13 protein-coding genes are annotated in these 18,268 nt (G+C 73.1%); 9 read left to right on the top strand and 4 right to left on the bottom strand.

The features are described from left to right. Positions 1 to 30: 30 nt before the first annotated feature. From ACZ3YL_RS31245 to ACZ3YL_RS31265, 5 genes are all read left to right on the top strand, one after another. The gene (locus ACZ3YL_RS31245; RefSeq protein WP_188305264.1) at positions 31 to 1,245 is read left to right on the top strand and encodes a cytochrome P450 family protein; all 1,215 of its coding nucleotides are present in this window, start codon (positions 31 to 33) and stop codon (positions 1,243 to 1,245) included. A 355-nt stretch (positions 1,246 to 1,600) separates the two neighbouring features. Continuing rightward, complete coding sequence (locus ACZ3YL_RS31250; RefSeq protein ID WP_465660569.1) at positions 1,601 to 2,986, top strand: ABC transporter substrate-binding protein; 1,386 nt, start codon at positions 1,601 to 1,603, stop codon at positions 2,984 to 2,986. A 168-nt stretch (positions 2,987 to 3,154) separates the two neighbouring features. Then, entirely contained in the window at positions 3,155 to 4,177 is a 1,023-nt protein-coding gene (locus ACZ3YL_RS31255; protein WP_188305266.1) for a carbohydrate ABC transporter permease, read from the top strand. After that, the gene (locus ACZ3YL_RS31260) at positions 4,174 to 5,118 is read left to right on the top strand and encodes a carbohydrate ABC transporter permease (protein ID WP_188305267.1); all 945 of its coding nucleotides are present in this window, start codon (positions 4,174 to 4,176) and stop codon (positions 5,116 to 5,118) included. The genes ACZ3YL_RS31255 and ACZ3YL_RS31260 overlap by 4 nt, the downstream gene beginning before the upstream one ends. 357 nt (positions 5,119 to 5,475) lie before the next feature. After that, positions 5,476 to 6,981, top strand: a complete 1,506-nt coding sequence (locus ACZ3YL_RS31265; protein ID WP_465660570.1) for a DUF4153 domain-containing protein — start codon at positions 5,476 to 5,478, stop codon at positions 6,979 to 6,981. A 122-nt stretch (positions 6,982 to 7,103) separates the two neighbouring features. Here ACZ3YL_RS31265 and ACZ3YL_RS31270 read toward each other — a convergent pair whose 3' ends face one another. Then, the gene (locus tag ACZ3YL_RS31270; RefSeq protein WP_411292966.1) at positions 7,104 to 8,654 is read right to left on the bottom strand and encodes an MFS transporter; all 1,551 of its coding nucleotides are present in this window, start codon (positions 8,652 to 8,654) and stop codon (positions 7,104 to 7,106) included. A gap of 494 nt (positions 8,655 to 9,148) precedes the next feature. On the opposite strand from ACZ3YL_RS31270, the gene ACZ3YL_RS31275 reads away from it, so the two are divergent. From ACZ3YL_RS31275 to ACZ3YL_RS31285, 3 genes are all read left to right on the top strand, one after another. Continuing rightward, positions 9,149 to 9,700: a TetR-like C-terminal domain-containing protein gene (locus ACZ3YL_RS31275; RefSeq protein ID WP_465660571.1), complete on the top strand. Its 552-nt coding sequence runs from the start codon at positions 9,149 to 9,151 to the stop codon at positions 9,698 to 9,700. A gap of 218 nt (positions 9,701 to 9,918) precedes the next feature. Next, positions 9,919 to 10,617, top strand: coding sequence for a ribonuclease HII (locus ACZ3YL_RS31280; RefSeq protein ID WP_465660573.1), 699 nt, complete (start codon positions 9,919 to 9,921; stop codon positions 10,615 to 10,617). A 100-nt stretch (positions 10,618 to 10,717) separates the two neighbouring features. Further along, complete coding sequence (locus ACZ3YL_RS31285; RefSeq protein WP_465660575.1) at positions 10,718 to 11,401, top strand: hypothetical protein; 684 nt, start codon at positions 10,718 to 10,720, stop codon at positions 11,399 to 11,401. 170 nt (positions 11,402 to 11,571) lie between these two features. On the opposite strand, the gene ACZ3YL_RS31290 is transcribed toward ACZ3YL_RS31285, so the two are convergent. Together ACZ3YL_RS31290 and ACZ3YL_RS31295 are read right to left on the bottom strand one after the other, a co-directional pair. Further along, positions 11,572 to 12,291: a hypothetical protein gene (locus ACZ3YL_RS31290; protein WP_188307357.1), complete on the bottom strand. Its 720-nt coding sequence runs from the start codon at positions 12,289 to 12,291 to the stop codon at positions 11,572 to 11,574. A 366-nt stretch (positions 12,292 to 12,657) separates the two neighbouring features. Beyond that, positions 12,658 to 14,853 (bottom strand): RecQ family ATP-dependent DNA helicase, encoded by a 2,196-nt coding sequence (locus ACZ3YL_RS31295; protein WP_465660577.1) that lies wholly within the window; start codon positions 14,851 to 14,853, stop codon positions 12,658 to 12,660. Positions 14,854 to 15,082: 229 nt separating this feature from the next. On the opposite strand from ACZ3YL_RS31295, the gene ACZ3YL_RS31300 reads away from it, so the two are divergent. Continuing rightward, positions 15,083 to 16,585: a DUF4192 domain-containing protein gene (locus ACZ3YL_RS31300; RefSeq protein WP_465660579.1), complete on the top strand. Its 1,503-nt coding sequence runs from the start codon at positions 15,083 to 15,085 to the stop codon at positions 16,583 to 16,585. A gap of 31 nt (positions 16,586 to 16,616) precedes the next feature. Here ACZ3YL_RS31300 and ACZ3YL_RS31305 read toward each other — a convergent pair whose 3' ends face one another. Then, the gene (locus tag ACZ3YL_RS31305) at positions 16,617 to 17,930 is read right to left on the bottom strand and encodes an alpha/beta fold hydrolase (protein ID WP_465660581.1); all 1,314 of its coding nucleotides are present in this window, start codon (positions 17,928 to 17,930) and stop codon (positions 16,617 to 16,619) included. Between the last annotated feature and the right edge of the window lie 338 nt (positions 17,931 to 18,268).

Here is an 18,268-nt window from a genome sequence, read left to right on the forward strand (position 1 = left end):
GTTTCGCCACGTCAAGGAGTGCTGCCGCCGATGACCGCTGCCCCGGCCCCGATCGCCCTCGACCCGCTGGCCCGCGACAACGCCGCCGAGGGCGCCCTGCTGCGGGCCGCCGGTCCGGCGGTGCCGGTCGTGCTGCCCGGCGGGGTGGCCGCCTGGGCGGTGAGCCGGCACGCGGCCGCGCGTGACCTGCTCACCGACGCCCGGCTGGTGAAGGACGCCCGGCACTGGGCCGCCTACCAGCGCGGCGAGGTGCCGAAGACCTGGCCGCTGATCGGCCTGGCGGTGCCCGGCCCGAGCATGGTGACCACGGACGGCGCCGAGCACCGCCGGCTGCGGGCGCTGGTCGCCCAGGCCTTCACCCCGCGCCGGGTCGAGCTGATGCGCCCGCGGGTCGAGGAGATCACCCACGCGCTGCTGGACGCCCTGGCGGCCGGGGAGCCGGTGATCGACCTCAAGTCGGCCTTCGCCTTCCCGCTGCCGATGACGGTGATCTGCTCCCTGCTGGGCGTCCCGGAGTCGGACCACGGGCTGCTGCGCGACCTGTACGAGCGGTTCTTCGGCATCAAGCCCGACCCGGAGGGCATCCAGGCGACCGTCGCCGGGCTGAACGCCTTCGTCAACGGCCTGGTGGCGCAGCGCCGTTCGGCGCCGGGCGACGACCTGGCGAGCGTGCTGCTGGCGGCGGACACCGAGGGCGGGGCGCTCACCGACGCGGAGGCGGCGGCCACCCTGCGGGTGATCATCGCGGCCGGCCATGAGACCACGGTCAACCTGATCGGCAACGCGGTGCGGGCCCTGCTGGCGCACCCGGACCAGCTGGAGCTGGTGCGGGCGGGCGAGGTGTCCTGGGACGCGGTGGTCGAGGAGTCGCTCCGCTGGACGCCGCCGACCAGCAACTTCCTGTTCCGCTTCGCCGCCGAGTCCATCGAGGTCGGCGAGCTGGTGATCCCGGCGGGCGACCCGGTGCTGGTCTCGTACAACGCGATCGGCCGGGACCCGCTGCAGCACGGGGTGACGGCCGAGCTGTTCGACGTCACCCGGGACCCGACCCGGCACCTGTCCTTCGGGCACGGCCCGCACGTCTGCCCGGGGTCGCCGCTGGCCCGGCTGGAGGCGGGGATCGCGCTGCCGGCGCTGTTCGAGCGCTTCCCCGGGCTGTCGTTGACGGTGCCGGACGGCGAGCTGCGGCCGAGCCCGTCGCTGGTGGTGAACAGTCTGCTGGAGCTGCCCGTCCGGCTCTGGTGACGCTCGTTCCGACGTTGCGACGGTTCGTCGTCCCGACGGTTCGTCGTCCCGACGTCCCGACGTCCCGACGGTTTTACGGTTCGTCGTTCCGACGGTTCGTCGGGCGCGGGGCCCCGTCCGGTTTCCGGGCGGGGCCGTGCTGTGCGGCGGTCGCGGTCGGCGTTTCGGAGGTCACGGTCGGGGCACCGCTACGGGAAGGTCGACCATGGACCTTGGCGGCGGCGAACGGCTGCGTTAACGTCGTCGAATCGGTTCGGCCGTCCGCTCGTCCAGCGATCTCCGTACGCCCATCTCCGGTACAGCGCAATGTCGTTCAGCCCACCCCAGGCAGCACGCCCTGGCGAGGAGGACCGCATTGACCCTCAATCCGACCACGCCGTCCGCGCGTTCCCGCCGCAGGCTGGTGGCCGCGCCTGCCCTGCTGGCGGCGCTGGCCCTGACCGCGGCCTGCTCGAACAGCTCCAGCGGTTCGGGTGACGGCGGTGGAGCGGCCCAGACGCTGACCGGCGACTGCGCCAAGTACCAGCCGTACGCGGGGCATTCGGGCACCACCGTGACGATGTTCGCCTCGATCCTCAGCCCGGAGTCGGACAACCTGGAGAAGTCCTGGGCCGAGTTCGGCAAGTGCACCGGGATCAAGATCAGCTACGAGGGCTCCAACGACTTCGAGTCCCAGCTGCCGGTCCGGGTGGCCGGCGGCAACGCCCCGGACTTCGCGATCATCCCGCAGCCGGGCCTGCTGGCGCAGATGGTCAAGAGCGGCAAGGTGGTCAAGCCGCCGGCCCAGACCGTCGCCAACCAGGACAAGTGGAGCCCGGTCTGGAAGACCTACGGCTCGGTCGACGGCACCTTCTACGCGGCCCCGATGAGCGCCAACATGAAGTCGCTGGTCTGGTACTCGCCGAAGGCCTTCACAGCGGCCGGCTACCAGGTGCCGAAGACCTGGGCCGACCTCATGGCACTCAGCGACAAGATCGCCAAGGCGGGCGGCCCCAAGCCCTGGTGCGGCGGCATCGCCTCCGGCACGGCCACCGGCTGGCCGGCCACCGACTGGCTGGAGGAGGCGGTGCTGGGCACCTACGGCGGCGAGGTCTACGACCAGTGGGTCGGCCACCAGGTGAAGTTCTCCGACGAGAAGATCACCACGGCGATGCGGACCGTCGCCGACTGGATGCTCAACCCGGCCTGGGTGAACGGCGGTTACGGCGACGTCAAGTCGATCGCCACCACCACCTTCCAGGACGCGGGCGCGCCGATCCTCACCGGCAAGTGCGCGATGCTCCAGCAGGCCTCCTTCTACGAGGCCCAGTGGCCCAAGGGCACCAAGGTCGCCCCGGACGGCGACGTCTTCGCCTTCCGGCTGCCCGCCGTCAACCCGGCGATCGCCAACCCGGTCGAGGGCGGCGGCGAGTTCCTGACGGCCTTCTCCAGCCGGCCCGAGGTGCAGGCGGTGCAGAACTACCTGTCCAGCTCGGACTGGGCGAGCAGCCGGGTGAAGACCGCGAGCGGCTGGGTCTCGGCCAACCAGGGCGTGGACAAGAGCCTGTACACCGACCCGATCGACAAGCTCTCGGCGGAGGCGCTCACCGACCCGAGCGCGACCTTCCGCTTCGACGCCTCCGACATGATGCCGGCGGCCGTCGGCTCCGGGCAGGAGTGGAAGTCGCTCACCGCCTGGTTCGCCGAGGGGCAGTCGATCCAGAAGGTCGCCGGCGACATCGACGCCGCCTGGCCGAAGTAGTCCGCCGCCCGGCGGACCAGGGGACCATCCGCCGAGGGCGGTGCGGGGCCACCCACCCGCACCGCCCGCCCCCTTCCGGGCTCCCGCTTCCCTGCTCCTGCTTCCCTGCTCCCGCTCCCGCTTCCCCGCTCCCGCTTCGCACCGGACGAACCGAAGGGACGTGCAGCCATGCCCGTATCCGGCTCCCCGCCGGCCGCCGACTCCCTGGCCGTCGGCGCCTGGGGCGACGCGGCGGTCAAGTTCGGCAACAGCTTCGGCGCGATCGCGGGCTTCCTCGGCATCCTGCTGGTGGTCTTCCTGGTGGCCGGGCGGGCCCGGGGCCGCCTCGCCCGCCCGCTGGCCGTCCTGGTGTTCCTCGGCCCGGCCGTCCTGCTGCTGGCGGTCGGCCTGGTGGCGCCGCTGATCCGCACGGTCTACCTCAGCCTGCACAGCGCGGACGGCGGCACCTTCGTCGGCGGCGAGAACTTCGGCTGGGCGTTCACCACCGACTCGGTGCGGCAGGTGCTGCTCAACACCCTGCTGTGGCTGGTGGTCGCGCCGCTGGTGGCGACCGGCCTCGGCCTGGTGCTGGCGCTGCTGGTGGACCGGATGCGCGGCCAGGCGGTGTACAAGTCGCTGATCTTCATGCCGATGGCCATCTCGCTGGTCGGCGCCTCGATCATCTTCAAGTTCGTCTACGAGGCGCGCGGCAAGGACCAGCCGCAGATCGGCCTGCTCAGCCAGCTCGCCCACGCGGTGGGCTGGTCCGACCCGCCGAACTGGCTGCTCAGCCAGCCGCTGAACACCTTCCTGCTGATGGCCGTGATGGTCTGGGTGCAGACCGGCTTCGCGATGGTGGTGCTGTCGGCGGCGATCAAGGCGATCCCGGACGAGGTGGTGGAGGCGGCCCGGCTGGACGGCGCGACCGGGGTACGGCTGTTCTGGCACGTCACCGTGCCGATGATCCGCACCACCGTGATGGTCGTCCTGACCACCGTCATGATCATCACGCTGAAGGCCTTCGACATCGTCCGCACCATGACCGGCGGCAACTTCGGCACCCAGGTACTGGCCAACGAGATGTACTCGCAGACCTTCGGGCAGTACAACGACGGGCGCGGCGGCGCCCTGGCGGTCCTGCTGTTCCTCGCGGTGCTGCCACTGGTGGCCTACAACATCGTTCAGCTGCGCAGGGAGCGTGAGGTGCGATGAGCACTCCTGAGGCGAAAGCCGTCGGTGGCCGTCCTGGTGAGGGGAGCCCGGTGCGGAAGGCCTTCAGCAGCCCGCTGGCCTCGGTGTTCGTGATCGCGATGACGGTGCTCTGGACGATCCCGACCCTCGGCCTGCTGGTGACCTCGCTGCGTCCCAAGCAGGACGTGACCGCCGACGGCTGGTGGAACGCCCTGCTCCACCCGGACTTCGGCCTCGGCAACTACCACGCGGTGCTGTTCGAGGGCGGCTCCGGCGGCTCCACCGGCCTGATGCCCTTCCTGGTGAACTCGCTGGCGATCAGCATCCCGGCCACCCTCTTCCCGCTGGTGCTCGCGGCGATGGCGGCGTACGCGCTGGCCTGGGTGCGGTTCCGGGGGAGCGACACGGTGTTCTTCACGGTGTTCGCGCTCCAGGTGGTGCCGCTCCAGATGGCGCTGATCCCGTTGCTGCGGCTGTTCTCCAGCGGTGCGCACCTGGGCTCGCTGACGCTGATCCCGGCGGTGGACCTGAAGGGGAGCTATGCACCGGTCTGGCTGGCGCACACCATGTTCGCGATGCCGCTGGCGGTGTTCCTGCTGCACAACTTCATCGCCCAGCTGCCGCGCGACCTGATGGAGGCGGCGGTGGTGGACGGCGCCTCCCACTTCAAGATCTTCCGGTCGATCGTGCTGCCGCTGTGCGCCCCGGCGCTGGCCTCGTTCGCGATCTTCCAGTTCCTGTGGGTCTGGAACGACCTGCTGGTCGCGCTCACCTTCGCCGGCGGCACGCCGGAGGTGGCGCCGATGACGGTCCGGCTGGCGCAGTTGTCCGGCTCGCTCGGCGGTCGCTGGGAGCTGCTCACGGCCGGGGCGTTCCTGTCGATCATCGTGCCGCTGATCGTCTTCTTCAGCCTGCAGCGGTACTTCGTGCGGGGGCTGCTGGCCGGGTCGGTCAAGGGGTAGTCCGGACGGCTCCGGCGTGGAGGGGGGTGGTGGCCAGAGGCTTCTGAACGTGTTCAGAAGTAGCTTTTGAACTTGTTCAGAATGGTCTACAGTCGGCAGCGGCAGAGGCGTCGAGCCCGCCCGCCCGCGGACCGTCCGGAGGACGGCTTCCGCCTGCCCGCCGACCACCGAGGGGGAGCCATGCCAGGCCCGTCCACGCCTGCCCCGACCGATCCACAACCCGCGCCCGGCCCAGGGCCGTCGCCGGGTTCGGGACCGTCGTTCGATCCGGGGGCGCCGTCCGGCCCCGAGTCGTTCGATCCCGAGTCGTTCGACCCGTACCGGCCCGGTGGCCCGTACCGCTCGCCCGGCGTCCCCGTGCCCTCAGTCGGGAGCCGGCTGCGCGCCACCGACCCCGAGCGGCAGGCGGCGGCCACCCCCAGGGTCCTGCTGTTCGCCCTGCTCACCGGTCTGCTGACGGCCTGGCTGCTGTACGACGGGATAGGTGCCAACCTGCTGATCTGCGGCGCCGCCACGGCCGTCGCCGCCGGGCTCGTCGCCCGGGCGGCCGGCCGCCGGATCCGGCCCTGGACGGCCGTCTGGAGCCTGCTGGCCCTCGCCCTGCTCGCCGTCCCGGCCCGGTGGGACGCGGGCTGGCCCGCGCTGCTGGCCGCCGGCTGCGCACTGGGCCTGGCCTCGCTGGCCCTGCACGGCGGTCGCCGCTGGCCGGGGGTGCTGTTCGCGCTGCCCGCCCTTCTCTGGCAGCTGATGCCGGGCGTGGCCTGGCTCTGGCAAGGCCTGGAGGGCCGGCCACTGCCCGGCCGCGGCCGGATCGTCCCGGTGCTCAAGGCGCTCGCGGTCGCCGCCGTCCTGCTGACCGTCTTCGGCCTGCTGTTCGCCAGTGCCGACGCCGCCATGGCGGACCTGCTGGCCGGGCTCACCCCCAGCCTCGACGTCCACCAGTTGCCGCTGCGCGGGCTGCTGTGCGGACTCGGGACGCTCGCCGCGCTGGGCTTCGCGCACATCGCGGCCGGTCCGCGCCGCTGGGACCGCCTGGTGATCCGCCCGGGGCGGGAACGGCGACGGCTGGAGTGGGCGCTGCCCCTCGTCGCGCTCAACCTGATGTTCGGCGCCTTCGCGGTGATCCAGGCGGTGGTGGTGCTCGGGGGCGCGGACGCCGTGCTGAGCAACACCGGGATGAGCCGCTCCGCGTACGCCCGTCAGGGCTTCTGGCAGCTGAGCGTGATCACCGTGCTGACCCTGGTCGTGGTGGCCGTCGCCAGGCGCTGGGCCCCGCGCACCACACCGGCCGACCGCCGGCTGGTCCGGATCCTGCTCGGGCTGCTCTGCCTGCTCGCGCTGGTCGTGGTCGCCTCGGCGCTCGGCCGGATGTGGTTCTACGTGGACGCCTCCGGCCTCACCCGGCTGCGGCTGTGGGTGCTGGTGGTCGAGATCTGGCTGGGCGTCGTCTTCCTGCTGCTGATCACCGCGGGGCTCACCCGCGGCGCCGGCTGGCTGCCGCGCGCCGTCGTCCTCAGCGGCATGCTCACCGTCGCGGTGTACGGACTGATGGGACCGGACGCGATGGTCGCGGAGCAGAACGTGGCCCGGTACGAGCGGTCGCTCCAGATCGACCTGCGCAACGTCCGCGACCTCTCGGCGGACGCGGTACCCGCCCTGGACCGGCTGCCGGAGCCACAGCGGTCCTGTGCGCTGCAGCTGATCCGGCGCGATCTGGACCAGGACACCCGCCCCTGGTACGCGGCTGGCGGCTCGGTCGCCGGGGCTCGGCAGGCCCTGCGGGAGCGGCCGTTGATGGAGGGGTCGCAGTCGGGGCGGGGGCCCTGCGAATGGGCCGGCCTGGTCTCGGCGGGGAGCTGGTAGCGGGCGGATCCGGGCGCGGGGCGGGGCGGGCGCGGGGCCGGAGGCGGGGGCGGGCCGGGAAAGCGGTCGGGCCGGCCGGGAGCGTGCTGCTCCCGGCCGGCCCGTGGCGACTGTGGTGCGGGTCAGTGCATCGCGATGCCGGCGTTGTCGCCGCTCGGCAGGTCGCTGGCCTTCGCCTTGATCACGAACAGCGCGACCAGCAGCGCGACCCCGGCGAGCGCCGCGCCCACGATGAAGCCGTGCGAGATGCCCTGGGCGAGCACCGAGTTGGCGGCGTCGGAACTCGGTGGGAAGTCGTGCTTCTCCTGGAAGTAGGCGAGCTGGTCCGGCGAGGCGGCCTTCAAGAAGCCGGGCAGCTGCGCCTTGAACTCGGGCACGGCGTAGTGCGCGAAGACCGTGGTCAGGATCGACAGGCCCAGCGAACCACCGATCTGCTGCATCGAGTTGAGCAGGCCGGACGCGGCGCCGGTCTCCTCGCCGGGGACACCGGCGACGGAGAGCAGCATCACCGGGACGAAGATCAGACCCATGCCGAAGCCGAAGATCACCGTGGGGGCGAGCACGCCGTCCAGGTAACCGCTGTCCTTGTGGATCTGGGTCAGCCAGGTGAGGCCGATGGTGACCAGCAGCGCGCCGCCCGCCATGAACGGCTTCGGGCCGTACTTGGCCTGGAAGGCCGAGGCGATCTGCGCGGCGATGATGATCGACACACTGATCGGCAGGAAGGACACGCCTGCCTTGAGCGGGCTGTAACCGAGCGGTCCCTGCACGAACAGGACCACGTAGAAGAAGATGCCGAACATGGCCGCGGCCAGGCAGAGCATCATCACCAGGCCGCCGGTGCGGTTGCGCTCGGCGAACAGGTGCAGCGGGGTGATCGGCTGGTCGGTGCGCCGCTCGATCACGACGAACGCGGCCAGCAGGATCACGCCGGCCGCGAAGGAACCGAGCGTCAGACCGTCCGACCAGCCGTCCGAGGCGGCCCGGATGAACCCGTACACCAGGCTGACCAGACCGAGGGTCGAGGCGAGCGCGCCGGGTATGTCGAAACGGCCCGGGTGGCGCTCGGACTCGGTGATGTAGCGCGGCGCGGCGATCGCGATCAGGATGGCGATCGGCACGTTGACGAAGAACACCCAGCGCCAGTTCAGGTACTCGGTGAGCAGGCCGCCCGCCAGCAGGCCGATCGCGGCGCCCGAGCCGGCCACCGCCGAGAAGACGCCGAACGCCTTGTTGCGTTCCGGCCCCTCCTCGAAGTTGGTCGCGATCAGGGCGAAGGCGGTCGGTGAACAGATCGCGCCACCGATGCCCTGGAGCGCGCGGGCGGCCAGCAACAGGCCGCTGTCCTGGGCGAAGCCGCCCAGCAGCGAGGCCAGGCCGAACAGCAGGGTGCCGAAGATGAACACCCGGCGGCGGCCGAGGATGTCACCCGCGCGACCGCCGAGCAGCAGCAGCCCGCCGAAGGTCAGGGTGTAGGCGTTGATGACCCAGGACAGGTCGGTGGTGGAGAAGTTCAGCGCGTCCTTGATGCCCGGCAGCGCGATGTTCACGATGGTCGCGTCGAGCACCACCATGAGCTGGGTGGCCGCGATGACGGCCAGGGTGATGCCCTTCCCGCGGCTCTGGTCGCCTGTCGGTGGTGAGTTCTTGCTGAGCGTGTCGGAAATAGCCACGAATGTGCCCCCTGCTGGCTACGTGCTCGGTGCTTGGGTGTCCGGAGCTTGGGTGCTTGGGTGTCTGGAGCTTGGAGTCTCGGGCGTCCGGGGATGTCGCGGATCCGCCGGCCCGAACGTGCTGCTGCGCGAGGGCGCAGACTGGGAAGGAACGGTGCCGTTCACTAAGCTGGACGATATCCTGGGTCAATAGTGAACGCAAGCGTTCCTTAAGGATGGTGGCGATGGATCGGTTGATACGGCGCCTGTCGTCGGACCGGAAGCCCGGCCGGACGGCAGCCCGGGCGGCGGAGGACGGGAGTCCGCCGCCGTCGGCGCCGGTGGAACCCGGGGTGGCCGGGGGCCCTGGCGGGGCGGGGGGCCCTGGGGGCTCCGTCGGCATGGTGGAGCCCGGCGCGCTCCCGGCGGCACCGGAGGCCGGGCCCGAACCCTGCTGCCCGATGCGGGTCGCCCGGGAGGCACTGGCGAGGCCGGTACGGCGTCGGGGGAAGGAGTTGGAGAACGCGATCTTCGAGGCCGCGCTCGACCAGCTCACCTCCGGCGGTTACGCGCGACTGACGATGGAGGGCGTCGCCGCTGCGGCGCGGACCGGTAAGGCCGCGCTCTACCGGCGCTGGGCGTCCAAGGTCGAACTCGTCATCGACGCCCTGGACTCCACTCTCCCACGCCCTTACGGCATTCCCGATCTCGGGTCCGCCCGGGCCGAGTTGCTGCAGCTCATCGAGGTGTTCGCGGATGCGATCTGCTCCCGCGCGGGCGCCGCCCTGCACGCGCTGATGGCCGAACTCTCCCAACAGCAGGCCGAGGTGTTCAAGGACTTCATCGTGCAGCGGGTGATCGGGCCGACCAAGGACACCGTCCTGGACATCCTCCGTCGCGGCGTCGAGCGCGGCGACGTCCGCCCCGACGCGGTCACCCCGCTGGTCGCCGACGTCGTCCCGGCGATGCTGATGTTCCAGGTGAAGGTCTTCGACCGCGGACTCGCCCCCGACTTCGCGGCCCGGCTGGTGGACGACGTGTTGGTGCCGATGGTCCGGCAGCCGTAGGCGGTTGCGGGTGGACGCCGGGGCGCCGCGGGGCGGCGATCGGTCGGCCTCGTGGCGCTTCCAGGCGGCCGTCGGGCGGTCCCGAGGTGGCCCGCGCCGGGCGGGACCGGCGTGCCCGTGAGCTGGCTTAGGCTGGAGGCTGCCCCCATCGGAGTGGGCCGCCTCGCCCGACCGGGCTGTTCCGCCCGACGGGGCTGCTTTGCCGAACGGAGTCCGTCATGCCCATCGTCCCGCCGACGCACTCCGTCGAACGCTCGCTCCGCCGGGCCGGTGCCAAGGTCGTGGTCGGGCTGGACGAGGTGGGTCGCGGCGCCTGGGCCGGACCGGTCACCGTCGGCGCGGCCGTCACCGGCCTGCGCAAGCCGCCGGAGGGGCTCACCGACTCCAAGCTGCTCACCGTGCTGCGCCGCGAGGCCCTCGCGCCGGTGCTCGCCGGCTGGGTCACCGCGTACGCGCTCGGTCACGCCTCGCCGCAGGAGTGCGACGAACTCGGCATGACGGCGGCCCTGCGGCTGGCGGCCGTCCGTGCGCTGGAGGCACTGCCGGTCGAGCCCGACGCGGTGATCCTGGACGGCAAGCACGACTACCTTGGTGGCCCCTGGCGGGTTCGCACGGTGATCAAGGGCGACCAGTCCTGCATCTGCGTCTCCGCCGCCTCGGTGCTCGCCAAGGTCCACCGTGACGGGCTGATGGCCGAACTCGGCGAGGCGCGCCCGGAATACGGCTTCGCGGACAATGCCGGCTATCCGTCCCCGGTGCACCGCGCCGCGCTGGAGGAGTTCGGTCCCACCGAGCACCACCGGCTCTCCTGGGCGTACTTGGACGCACTGCCCGAGTGGCGTCATCTGAAGCGCGGTCGGGACGTCGCGGGCGCCGGCCAGGGATCCGCCGACGAACAGTTGACGCTCGGTTTCTGACGGTCCGTCTTGAATTGCCCCGGGTGGGGTGAGGGGTGTCGAGGGGTCAATGGGTGGGCCGCCCGTGCGCGTTCGACCGGCATTTGATAGATATCCGGGTATGCCTGTCTTCCCCGAGGAGCCGGAGATTCACGAGAGCCTCCCGGGCCCCGGCGTTCCCTTCCCCCGCGAGTCGGACGCACAAGCCCTCCACGCGCCTGCCAACGGCGGCGCGCCCGCCACCGCCCCCACCACGACCGCCGTCGCGCCGCTCCCGGTGCCCGGCCCGCGTTCGGCGCCGCCGCGACCGGCACCGCCGCGTGCCGACCGCCCGGGCTCGCCGCGCCTGATCCCCAAGCCCGGTCCGGCGCCGCGTCGCCCGGCCCCCGCCACGCCGCGGATCGAGGTCCAGCGCATCGCCGCCACCCCGGCCGAGGCACTGGACCGCGCCGACGAGGCGGTCGACCTGCTCCTGGACTCGGGCCGCGACCCGGGCGACGTCCTGGTGCTCACCGTCGGCGGGCCGCACCCCTGGCAGCAGCACGAGCTCTCCTTCGGCGAGGAGCGCTACTGGGCGCAACTCGCCGACGGCGGGGACGTGTTCTACGCCGACGCCGTGCTGACCCGGCCGGTCCGCCGCGAGGTGGTCGTCCTGGTGGTCAACGGCGGTTCGCCCGCCCGGGCTGCCGAGGCGTACACCGAGGCGCTCGGCCGCGCGAACGCCCTGCTGGTGGTGTGCGGAGACGCCGGCCCGGCTGCCTCGGGGGCGGCCGGAGCCGCACCGGGGCGCCCGGTCAAGGCCTGACCGGAAGCCCGACAACCGTCCTCACTCCGGGCCCGGTGCCGTACGGTGCCGGGCCCGGAGTCCGTCCGCGGTGCGCTGGCCGGTTGACCGTTGCCCGGGCTTGCCCGTCGAAGCGTTCGGCGCCTGCCGGCACCGGAACACCGCTGCCCGTGACGGCCGTTCGGGGCCGCTCAGCGCGTGCCGGTGCGGCGGCCCGGTTCGACGGCCGCGATCCGCGCGGGGATCCGTGGCGGCTCGGCCTGCGGGGTGCGCTGCGGAGCGTCGACCCGCTTGGCCTGTTCGGCCGCCTGCTGCCGGGCGCGCTGGCTGCGCGGGGCGTCGTCGAGCACCGACCGCGGCGGCAGCTCCGTCACGGTGTGCACAGGCCCGTCCGCCCACGAACCCGCGTGTGGATTGCGCCCGCCCCGTCCGTCTCCGAGGATCTGCCAGCCCGTCGGCGTGAGCCCGATGTACGAGCCGCAGCGCAGCCCGTGCAGCCCGGTCGCGTCCCGCAGTGCCCACATCCAGGCGCCGTCCTGCTCCGTCCAGCCGGGTGCGCCCTCACGGCAGCGCAGCAGCACGGCCGTCCGGTGCGGTTCGGGCAGTCGCAGGTCGTGCGGGGTGATCCGGCGCAGGTGCGCCAGCAGGCCGTTCCGGTGCTGCCAGCCGTCGGTGTCGTGCGGCCAGGGCGTGAACGAGGCCGAGGCGGTGACGTGGTGGAGCGCGTCCAGGACGGCCACCACGACTGTGCCCGGTTGGGGCAGGTGGCGCTGGTGCAGTTCCAGGACGAACTCGCGCGGATCGCGCAGCAACGGGATCCCCGAGGCGGTCCAGGTCTCCAGGTCCAGAAGCCGTCTGGGTGCCGGACTCCCGGAGAGGAGATGCTGACCTCGGTCGATACCGTTGATCACGATCCTCCTTCCTGGCCCGTGGGCAGGCGGGTGCCTGGGTACGCCGAAGGGCGGGCCCAGCGGACCGGATTTCGGGTACTTCCCAATTCTCGGGGCAACGGGGCCGGAGCGGCAATGATGAAATGATGAACGTCACCCGATAGCCCATGTTCTGCCGGATATGTTCCACGGCGGCCCGAGTGGGGTTCAGGCGCCGTTCGACCTTGATCCACACCGGGTGAAGGGCATGGTGGACCGTCGTCGACATGGTGGGCACTCCTTTCTCGGGTCGGATCTCCGGTGTGATCGAAATCGCCCTGTCAGCTCCTTTCCGTTAGGCCATTCGAGTGAAGGTGGTCCTGAGCGCGGCGGCCACCCGTCGCCGGCTCACCCCTGCACCGCCAGGACCAGCGGGAGCACCGCGCCGGCTCCCGCTCGGCGCAGCAGCCGGGCGGCCACGGTGACCGTCCACCCCGAGTCCACGAGGTCGTCCACCAGCAGCACCGGCCCGCCGGCCGCCGCCACCGCCTGCTCCAGCTCCGGCGGTAGGACCAGCGCCCCGGCCAGCGAGTGCAGTCGCTGCGCGCTGTTGCTGCGGGCCCCGCGCGGCGGCAGCCCGCCCGCGTACTCGATCCGGCCGAGCAGCGGCAGCCGGCCGATCTCGGCGATCCGCGCGCCGAGGCTGCCGACCAGCTGGGGGCGGGACGAGGACGCCATGGTCACCACGCCGACCGGCCGCTCCAGCCGGGTGCCCTCCGTCGTCGCGGGCCCGGCCCAGCCGCCCGGGCCGCGCGCCCAGTCGGCCAGCACCGCCACCAGCGCGTCCACCGCCTCACCGGGCACCGGCACGTCAGGCGCCTGCTCGGCGAGCAGGGTGCGCAGCCGGTTGCCCCAGCCGATGTCGGACAGCCGGCCGAGCGCCCGGCCGGTCTCCGCCTGCTCGCCGGCCGGGATCCGGCCCTTCAGCGGCACCCCGAGCGCGTCCATCCCGGTCGGCCAGAGCCGGCGCGGCTCGAAGGTCACACCGGGGCGGCCGAGCGCGGCCCGGGCCGCGGCCAGCGCCTCGGCGGAGACCTCCGGGGTGTGCAGCGGGCCCGCGCAGTTGTCACAACGCCCGCACGGCGCGGCCTGCTCGTCGTCCAGCTGGCGGCGCAGGAACTCCATCCGGCAGCCGGTGGCCGCCGCATAGTCGCGCATCGCCCGCTGCTCCGCCTCCCGGGAGGCGGCGACCTTGGCGTAGCGGGCGGTGTCGTACGCCCAGCTCTGCCCGGTGGCCGTCCAGCCGCCCTTGACCCGGCGGACGGCGCCGTCCACGTCCAGCACCTTCAGCATGGTCTCCAGCCGGGCCCGGCGAAGGTCCACCCGGGGCTCCAGGGCGGCGGTGGAGAGCGGGCGGCCGGCCTCGGCGAGCGCGTCGATGGTGCGCCGCACCTGCTCCTCGGGCGGGAAGGCGAGCGAGGCGAAGTAGCGCCAGATCGCCTCGTCCTCGCGCCCGGGCAGCAGGAGCACCTCGGCCCGGTCCACGCCGCGGCCGGCCCGGCCGACCTGCTGGTAGTAGGCGATCGGCGAACTGGGCGAGCCCAGGTGGACGACGAAGCCGAGGTCGGGCTTGTCGAAGCCCATGCCGAGCGCGGAGGTGGCGACCAGCGCCTTGACCCGGTTGGCCAGCAGGTCGGCCTCGGCGGTGCGGCGCTCGGCGTCCTCGGTGCGGCCGGAGTAGGAGGCGACCGGGAAGCCGCGCTCGCGCAGGAAGGCCGTCACCTCCTCGGCGGCGGCCACCGTCAGGGTGTAGACGATGCCCGAGCCGGGGAGCCGGTCGAGGTGGTCGGCCAGCCAGGCGAGCCGGTGCGCCGGATCGGGCAGGGCGAGCACGCCCAGGGTGAGGCTCTCCCGGTCGAGCGGACCGCGCAGCACCAGGGCGTGCTCGTCGGTGGTGCCGGTGCCGAGCTGCTCGGCGACGTCCGCGGTGACCCGGGCGTTGGCGGTGGCGGTGGTGGCCAGCACCGGGACGCGCGGTGGCAGGTCGGCGAGCATGGTGCGCAGCCGGCGGTAGTCGGGGCGGAAGTCGTGGCCCCAGTCGGAGATGCAGTGGGCCTCGTCGACCACCAGCAGGCCGGTGGAGGCGGCCAGCTTGGGCAGCACCTGGTCGCGGAAGTCCGGGTTGTTCAGCCGCTCGGGGCTGACCAGCAGGACGTCGACCTTCCCGGCGGCGACCTCGGCCTGGATCTCGTCCCACTCCTCGGTGTTGGCCGAGTTGATGGTCCGGGCGTGGATGCCGGCCCGGGCCGCGGACTCGACCTGGTTGCGCATCAGGGCGAGCAGGGGGGAGACGATCACCGTCGGCCCGGCGCCGCGGGCGCGGAGCAGTGCGGTGGCGATGAAGTAGACCGCGGACTTCCCCCAGCCGGTGCGCTGGACGACCAGGGCGCGGCGGTGGTCGACCACGAGGGCCTCGATGGCCGTCCACTGGTCCTCGCGCAGGCTGGCGGCGGGGCCGGCCAGCTCACGCAGGACGGCCTCGGCCCGGGCCCGGACCTCGGCGCGGTCGACGGTGGCGGTGGTGTGGATGTCGGGCTGCTTCATGGCGTCGATGTAACCCCATGGCGCCGACAAGGGGCGAATGCGGCCTGGACGGCGAAGCGGAAGACCGAGTGTATTTCATCCGCTGATCCGCTGAACGGTCGCCAAAATCCACTCTCTGCGGTGAGTGTCGCATGCGCCGAATGAGTGAACGGAAATTCGGGGGCCGAGTTATCCACAGGAAAGAAGAAAGTTCCGGAGTCGTTGTCGGATAGCGCCCACGCTTACGGCCATGAACGCGATGAACAACGACCACGTCATCCTGTCCCTGGGCCCGGCTTCAGAGCAGCGGCCCGTCGTCATGCGCGGTCCGGCCGACATGGCCGAACTGTTGCCCTACCTCCTGGGGTTCTACCCCGACGACAGCATCGTCGCGGTCGGTCTCCAGGGTCCCGACCTGCACCAAGGCGGGGTCATCCGGGCGGACCTCCCGGTCTCGTCCGCGGACTGGCCGGCCGCGGCAGAGGAGACGGCCGCCCTGCTGGTCGCCCTCTCCGAGCGGCACGGCAGCCGGCCGCTCGAAGTGCTCCTCTACCTCTGCCAGGACTCGGTCACGGCGCACGCCCCGCCGCCGGCGGAGGGTCTGCGGCCGCTGGCCGACCACCTGCGCGCGGCCTTCGGGCGCAGGGGAGTGGCGGTCAAGGAGTCGCTGTGCGTCTCGGACGGCCGCTGGTGGTCCTTCCTCTGCCGCCGGGAGGGCTGCTGCGATCCGGCGGGCAATCCGGTGCGACGCGGGCCCGACCCGGGGCCGGCGGCCGCCGCCGCGACGGTGGCAGGCCTGGTGCCGCGCGGCAGCCGGAGGGCGATCGTCGGCGGCCTGGCCCCGGTCGGCCCGCCGGAGGACGCCCCGCAGCGCGAGGCGCTGGCCCGCGCCGAGCCCCTCGCGGGGGCGGTCTCCCGGGAGCAGGGCCTCGATCTGCTGGAACAGGCCTTCGCCGAGTTCGCGGCCGGTGCCCGGGAGCTCGACGAGGAGCGGACGGCCCGATTGCTGTTCGCCCTGCGGGACCGCCTCACCAGGGATCGCGGCGTCGAGTACGTCCGCCCCGACGAGCTCGCCCCCGCCGAGCGGCTCTGGCGCTTCCTCGCCCGGCGGGCCGTGCCACCGTACGAGGGCTGTGCGGTGGCCCCGCTCACCCTGCTGGCCTGGGCCTCCTGGGTCGCGGGGGACATGGCCACCGCCCGGGTGGTGCTCGGTCACGTCCTTCGGCTCTCCCCGGGTTATCTGCTGGCCGAGTTGCTGTACGAGTCGATGAACGACGGCATGACGCCCGGGCCGCTGCTGTCCGCGGTCGACGCCCAGCGGCGGCGACGCGAGGGGCGAACGGCCGCCTCGCAGCCCGGGTCCGCGCCCAAGCCCGGGCCCGACGGCGAGCCGGCCCCGGTGCCGGCGCCCGATCAGGGCCCGGGCGGCTCACCCGGGGAGCGGTCCCGCCCGGCCGGTGGTGCACGCCGACGGCGGCGGGGCGGCCGCCGGAAGGTCGGGGCCACGGGAGCGGCCCCGACCGGTCGCGGTCCCGGTGGTTCCGGCGGGCCGAAGCCGGACGACAGCGGTTCCGCACCGGTCGCCCTGCTCCCGGCCTCCGGGCATGGTCCGGTCGCCGGTGCACGGCCCGCCCGGGGCGTGCGGCTCGGCCGGGCGGGGGCCTGCATCCCGGTCGCCGTCCGGTCCGGCACCGGGCTCCACCGGTGCCGGGGCACCCGGCAGGCGGCGAGGGGGTCCCACCGTGCGCACTGATTCGCTCGCCGCCCCGCCAGCCGGAAGGCCGCTACGCCTCGCCGTGCGCCATCTTGATCAGCCGGTCCAGCACCTTGCCGCCGCTGGCCCGCAGGCCGTCGTGCTCCCACTCGTTGGTGACCCAGGCCCGCAGGCCGCGCACCGCGCGGGCGGTCTCCAGTGAGTCGGCGGTGTCCACGTACATGTCGTCGTGGTAGACCGCCGCCACGACGGGCACGGTGTTGGCGGCCAGTCGCGCCGGGTCGTAGAGGTCGGGCCAGTCGGTGCGGGCGGCGAGCAGGTCCGCGGTCTCCTTCAGCGGGCGCAGCGCCGGGTCGGTGTCGAACATCCAGGGGTAGATCATCTCCCCGGTGAACAGCACCGGCGCGCCGGACGCCAGCGCGGCCCGAGCGTCGAACTGTGGGAACTCCTTGCGGACCCGCTCGGCCGACCAGGCGGTGCCGCCCTGGTCCACCGAACGCTGGCCGTAGATCGACTCGTGCAGCACGGCGTACAGCGGGCCCTCGGCGAAGGACAGCTTGGCCTGGACACCGGCCAGGAAGGTGTCGGAGAGCTCGGCCCCGGTCGGGCCCTCCACCCAGGCCTCCTCCAGCAGGTAGTGCAGGGTCCCGGAGCCGCTGCCGCCGCCGAGCATCATCCCGAGCACCTGGAAGGCCTCGACGGTGAGCTGCCCGCCGTCGGGCAGCGTGGCGGGGGAGTCGGCGAGGTGGGCGGCGATCCGTCGCACCGCCTCCACGTCCTGGGGAAAGCGGGCGTAGTGGTCCTCGTTCTTGCGGACGACGCGCGGGTAGGCGGCGCGGTAGACGTCGTCGGCCGAGCTGCCGAGGCCGGAGAGACCGCCGGTGATGAAGGCCTCGGTCAGCCCCTCGGGGGCGAAGGAGAGGTAGGTGAGGGTGCAGAAGCCGCCGAAGCTCTGGCCGAGCACGCTCCACCGCCGGTCGGCGCCGAGCAGCCGGTGGCGGATCAGCTCGGCGTCCCGGACGATCGAGTCCGCGCGGAAGTGGGCCAGGTAGTCCGCCTGCTCCTGCGGGCCGCCGCGCCGGGCGAGGGTCTGCCTGGTCGCGGGCGTGGACCGTCCGGTGCCGCGCTGGTCGAGCAGCAGCACCCGGTAGTCGTCCAGGGCGCGCTCCAGCCAGGCGTCCCGGCCGAGCGGACGGGCGGCCTTGCCGCCGGGCCCGCCCTGGAGGAAGAGCAGCCAGGGCAGGTCGTCCCGCTCGCGGCCCGAGGCCACCACCTCGCGGGCGTACACCTCGATCTGCTCGCCCTCCGACGCGGCATGGTCGAGCGGGATCTGGAAGACGTGGTCGGTCGTGACAATCCCGGGCAGCCGGCTGATGGTGGACATGCAACTCCTCGGTCTCTGCTGGTCACAGCGGTTGCGTCGCGGTTCACGGGGCCACCGGGTACAGACGCCGCGACCCCCGCACCGTATCCTGGCGCCGGTCGAGCACCGGTTCGACCATCTCCGTCCCCGTCCCCGTCCCCGTCCACCGGGCCGAGCGGCCGAGCGCGACCGGGCCCCGGCCCCAGCGGCACCGGAGCCGGGCTCGGACCCCGGACGGCACCAGAGCCCTGGCGAAGCCCTCCGTGATGCTGTCGGCGGAGGCGGCACGACCGCCCGGCGGCCCGAGCGCGACCAGCCGTAGCGACGGCGGGCGTGACCTGGCGGCGGTCCGCGGCGTT

This window comes from Kitasatospora sp. NPDC023176, assembly GCF_055560495.1.